The sequence below is a fragment of the Kaarinaea lacus genome (assembly GCF_975902315.1).
The window spans coordinates 1-4,985 of sequence record NZ_CDLKIE010000212.1 but is presented as its reverse complement, the minus strand read 5'-3'; the positions used below and the strand labels follow the sequence as shown (position 1 = coordinate 4,985).

Here is a 4,985-nt window from a genome sequence, read left to right as displayed (position 1 = left end):
TGATGACAACAAATCCTTCCTGTTGGTAAAACGCAAATCTTAGATAGGCTAGCCCACGTTTATGGGTATCACTTTCAAAGAAAAAGTGTGGATCGGGAGTTAGCCGAAAGGGAGTGGGGTGTAATTTATAGAATGATTCATACATCCTAAAAACACCTTCCGTTGCAAAAGGTCAACGGTGCTTGGATAGTTGAAATGAAAACGATAAGACCTGACGTTTTCATCATCCTGTAAAATGCTTAGGCAATCTGAATAACAACAATTGAACGATATAAACTGACAACCGGGCTGCTATGACGTCATCGTTAATACTGTTCACACTTTATCCAACTTCATTTATAGTTATGCTGTAAGTTTAGCATTGATTCCATTATTAAATTCTTACACTGGCGTCTTAATATTCACGCTAAACCGGTTATTCACTTTAACAAGCCATGCAATCCTTATTTGGGCTCAGGGCTTGAATATCGCAAGGATTCATAACTTTTATTTCAAAGTTTAGCCTACATCCTGTAGGCTTTGTTTGATCCTGGGTCAATTTTTATGGGAAAAATCATTATATTAGAGCAAGTTTTGCCTGTATGTTGTTAAGTAGAGAATCAAATGGTCGCAAAATATACACAACCCGATGGTTTTGCCCTACGATTCATGAACCTAAGATTCATGGTGTAATCTCACCTCATGCCGCGTAAAAAACTCAGCTACAAGATACTGCTGAAATTACCCTGGTGGTTTGACCTGATCCTGGCGGGAGTCGTTTATTATGGATTGAAATACTGGCTTCCGACGCAGCATTTTCAACATGCTCAGGTAAATCGGTTCGCACACGCCTTACCACAGTTTGCTGAACTGTTTGCTTTGATATTAATCGTCAATGGCATTTTTTCCGCCTGGCATGCCTGGCAGAACAGAAAATAAGTTCACGCCCGCTTTAGTCCAGTGCAGGCCCCAGGATAAACTCCACATTCTCAAAACCGCGGTCTTCCAACGCAGCCAGAACGTCTTCCCAGGTATAGTCAGAGTCGTTTTCCTCTACCTCCGCGATAATACCGGTGACATGACGGAACACTTCGTGTTCTTCGTAATCGTCCGGAATCTTTACAAGCCGAATAGTTTTGTAGTCGTGGGCCGGTAAAACCATTAGTTTGCTACTCATTTTTGATCCTGTTTGGTTAGATTGCGAATCAGATACCCGTATTGAAACATAATTGCCAGATTAACGAAATAAACATAACAGCATGCAGCCTGTTCTAAAGTAAAAATGGATGCAATTTTAATGTTGTATTTGACTAATATCATTAAATGTTTTTATCAGGCCTGGATTGGCTTGTATGTCACTGCGTATTAATTATTATTTGCTAAGCTGTTTGTTACATAACATTATTAAAACAGGATTGTTACGTAAGCTGTTTCAGTGATGGCAATCTTAGTGATAACCTGCTTTCGTTACCGCGATACACACCGGAGGAAGCATAACAAAGTGAGTTGCAGATGCTCTTAAAGGGTAATATTTGTGCATATCAATGTTCAAAAAAGTTTGTTCCAGATGTCATTGGCCTGTAATGAATCCTGAACCATAATTACCAATCCAGTTAGTTATTCCCGTCATGATTGCAACCGCTCCTGGGAGGGACACGCCATGCCGCATTCTATTACTATTCATTTTGATAATGCCTTAAAACTGAGTAATCCTCATCTCTGGCTTTGGTACGACGGCACCGATATAACGCATAATGTTTCTCCAACCGGGCATGACGAATTCGGATTGATTTATGAAGTCAAAGTTCTGCAATCACGCTTTCATTTTAAGTTTAAACAGGGTGAAGGTCAGGATGGTCCCTGGGAAGATGATAGTCTGAATCGCACTTACTATCCGCAAAGCATGAATGGTACGCTCACTCCCGGTAAAATTTGGTGTAAAGGTGATAAGGCATTTGTTTACGATGTATTGCCACGAAAATCCGAGCTGGATTCCGCAGAACAGTTTTTACAGCAATTTAATTTTAAAACAGGAACGTATGTTACCGGCAGCGGTGGTTTATCCGGACTGGGTGCGACATCGCTGGATGACGGCAGGATTCTGTTTGGTTTGTATCACCCCAATGCCGCGCGGGTTTATGTGATGGGGAGTTTTAATAACTGGCAACGGCCGGGGCATGCCAACGAAGATCCGCACCAATATATAGAAATGAAGTTATACCGGGGATATTTTGGTTTGCCGAATATATGGTTAGTGGTTACCGACAAAGCTAAGAGCGGTGATGAATACAAGTTTTGTATACAGGGCGGTGTACCGCGTGATCACAAAAACAGGACAATGCGTTATCAAACCGATCCCTATGCCAGGGTGCTGGTAAATGATTTTACCACCAACAACGCGAAAATTGTTGATCCTGGCCAGTTTAACTGGCAAGACCAGGATTGGAAAACGCCTGATCCCCAGGATCTAATTCTTTATGAACTCAGCGTGCATGGATTTACTGATGATGACCCCGACATTCCTGCACAACACCATGGCAAGTTTGCCGGAATCAGCGACCGCATTAAACAGGGATACTTTGACCAACTGGGGGTGACGGCATTATCCCTGATGCCCCTGGCCGAATTTCCCAGTATGCAAGGTCCAACAACGCTGGGTTACAATCCATCCTTGTTTTGCACCGTGGAGCGGGATTTTGGTGAGCCTGATGATTTGCGCGAGCTGGTAAATGTCGCGCACCAACATGGTTTGGCGATGATCCTGGATCAGGTGTTTAACCATACCGACAATCAATTCAATCCTCTGTGGCAGGTTATTTTAGAGCATCCCAATGAAGCGCTACGCAATGATGGCGGCCTGTATTTTAGTGGCGCAACCCCCTGGGGTAATCGGGTGGCCACGGAAAAAGAAGATGTGCAAAATCTGCTGATTGATGCCTGTAAATTAATGATCGTGGAATATCATGTCGACGGATTTCGTTTTGATGCGACCCATCAACAGTACATGGATCATGGTTTCCTGCAACGCTTAATGACCGAGCTAAAGGGCTTTAAATCGGATGTAATACTTATCGCCGAAAATCTGCCCAATCAGCGTGATTTAAACCGCAATGGCTACGATGGTTACGCCCAGTGGTGCGACCAGTTCCATGATAAAAGTAAGGCGCTGTTACGTGAAGGTGAGTACGAGCATTCATGGCACTACAACACCGACAATATAGGCGATATGTTTTATTTCAGTAAGGGACAATTCGCCTCTCATACCAACAATGTTGTGAATTACTGTGAAAGCCATGATGAAAACAGCGTACCGTTTGAGGTGGGATCTAATCCGCTATTAAATAACCCCGACGCAAAAAATCGTAAAGGCAGGCTTGGGCTGATGTCTACAATGGTGGCGCTGGGAGAGCCCATGATCTATATGGGGCAGGAGTTTAATGTCGATCGTCCACGCAATGTTGTCAATGTACGATGGCCGCAGGATCTCGCTAGTCAGGGTTTTTATCAGTGGGCGTCTCGCCTGATAAATTTACGTAAGCGTTATCCAGGGTTAAAAATTGCGGGTGATGATCCCTATGCAAGCGGGCAATTCCAGTGGGTATTGGCTCCATGGATGGAGTTCCAGAACGGTGGTGGTAGCAAGGTCATCGGCTGGAGGACTAAAGCCAATGGGGATGCCTATGAAACCATGGTGGTGATGTTGAATTATGAAAACCACGATGTTCAGGTCGATATAGATTTTGGGATACCGGGTAAATGGGTCAAGCTTGCAGATCATAACACTGTTAACGATATTGCGCCCCAGGGGAACAATTCTGAATTAGATCCTACCGCTCTGGAGACCCATGATGGTTATTTCAGTGGGTTTACATTACCGGGTTCCAGCGGATTTATTTATAAATGGCAGGCGGCGATATAATTTTAATCAAATCCGAATCACCATATAGAACATCCAGAACGTCTGCCATATTCCTGTAATAGGTCTGGATCGGGAAACAAAGGTGGTTCCATTCTCTCTTTTCTACTCTGAAAAAGTTCGCTGACCTGGATCAAAAAAAGCAGGATTTGTGTTTCCCTTGCCGAATTGAAACTGATTTATTAACAACAATAACTTTTATTAGTTTACGAATATTAGTTTACGAAGAGTATATAGCCTGGAATTAGATGTTAATAACTTCTAACTATATGGCTCTGCCTGTGGCTGAATGTTATACGACAGGGATGGGTGTATCGAAACAGATAAAAATGACCCGAAATTAATCGCACTAGAATGGCGTTCCCTATGGAACACAAGATTCTGCTCGAAGTTATCATATTGTTGGCGAGTTCCGTCATTGCCGTGGCGATGTTCAAACGCCTGCGGCTACCACCAGTATTATCCTATTTTATCGTTGGAATCATAGTTGGTCCGAATGCTTTGGGCTGGATACCTTCGACTGAAGATATCAAGTTTCTCGCCGAATTCGGGATTGTGTTTTTAATGTTTACCATAGGGCTTGAGTTTTCTATCCCTAAACTCAAGCTGTTAAAAGGTATTGTATTTGGTTTGGGTTTTGCTCAAGTTGCGGTTACCACGGCAATATTTAGTCTTATTGCCTATTGGCTGGGTTTGTCGCCCAACAGTGCGTTTATCGTTGGTTCCATTCTGGCCATGTCTTCCACGGCAATCGTCACCAAGCAACTCATAGAACAACTCGAGCTTAACTCCCGCCATGGTCATATGGCTGTTGGGGTATTGTTGTTTCAGGATCTGGCAGTCATTCCTCTTCTAGTGGTGATTCCCATCCTTGCGGTTGAAAGTACCGATTCGGTGTTGTTGCCTTTATCTGTATCGCTGGGAAAAACGGCAATCGTGTTTTCCGTAATGCTCATCATTGGGCGTTGGGTAATCGGTTCCCTGTTACATGAGGTGGCGAAAGCCCGGTCAGAGGAGCTATTTACTTTAACGGTATTACTCCTGTCCTTGGCGGCGGCAATGATAACCAACAGCGTTGGTTTGTCGCTTG

Annotated in this window: 4 protein-coding genes; 3 read left to right on the top strand and 1 reads right to left on the bottom strand. The window is 43.6% G+C overall.

The genetic code is table 11. From position 1 onward, the window contains the following. Positions 1-681: 681 nt before the first annotated feature. Positions 682-918 carry a hypothetical protein gene (locus tag ACWVCM_RS06305; RefSeq protein WP_455200876.1) on the top strand — a complete coding sequence of 79 codons (237 nt, stop codon included), beginning with the start codon at positions 682-684 and terminating at the stop codon, positions 916-918. A 13-nt stretch (positions 919-931) separates the two neighbouring features. Here ACWVCM_RS06305 and ACWVCM_RS06300 read toward each other — a convergent pair whose 3' ends face one another. Next, positions 932-1,156: a hypothetical protein gene (locus ACWVCM_RS06300; RefSeq protein ID WP_455200875.1), complete on the bottom strand. Its 225-nt coding sequence runs from the start codon at positions 1,154-1,156 to the stop codon at positions 932-934. Between the two features lie 483 nt (positions 1,157-1,639). Between ACWVCM_RS06300 and ACWVCM_RS06295 the strand changes: the two genes are divergently transcribed. Together ACWVCM_RS06295 and ACWVCM_RS06290 are read left to right on the top strand one after the other, a co-directional pair. After that, positions 1,640-3,898 carry an alpha-amylase family glycosyl hydrolase gene (locus tag ACWVCM_RS06295; RefSeq protein WP_455200874.1) on the top strand — a complete coding sequence of 753 codons (2,259 nt, stop codon included), beginning with the start codon at positions 1,640-1,642 and terminating at the stop codon, positions 3,896-3,898. Between the two features lie 363 nt (positions 3,899-4,261). Continuing rightward, the coding region (locus tag ACWVCM_RS06290) for a cation:proton antiporter domain-containing protein (protein ID WP_455200873.1) at positions 4,262-4,985 on the top strand (724 nt) is incomplete at its 3' end.

Bases quoted from the DNA above. Each gene is read 5' to 3' on its own strand.
- ACWVCM_RS06305 (WP_455200876.1), top strand. From the start codon at position 682: ATGCCGCGTAAAAAACTCAGCTACAAGATACTGCTGAAATTACCCTGG.
- ACWVCM_RS06300 (WP_455200875.1), bottom strand. From the start codon at position 1,156: ATGAGTAGCAAACTAATGGTTTTACCGGCCCACGACTACAAAACTATT.
- ACWVCM_RS06295 (WP_455200874.1), top strand. From the start codon at position 1,640: ATGCCGCATTCTATTACTATTCATTTTGATAATGCCTTAAAACTGAGT.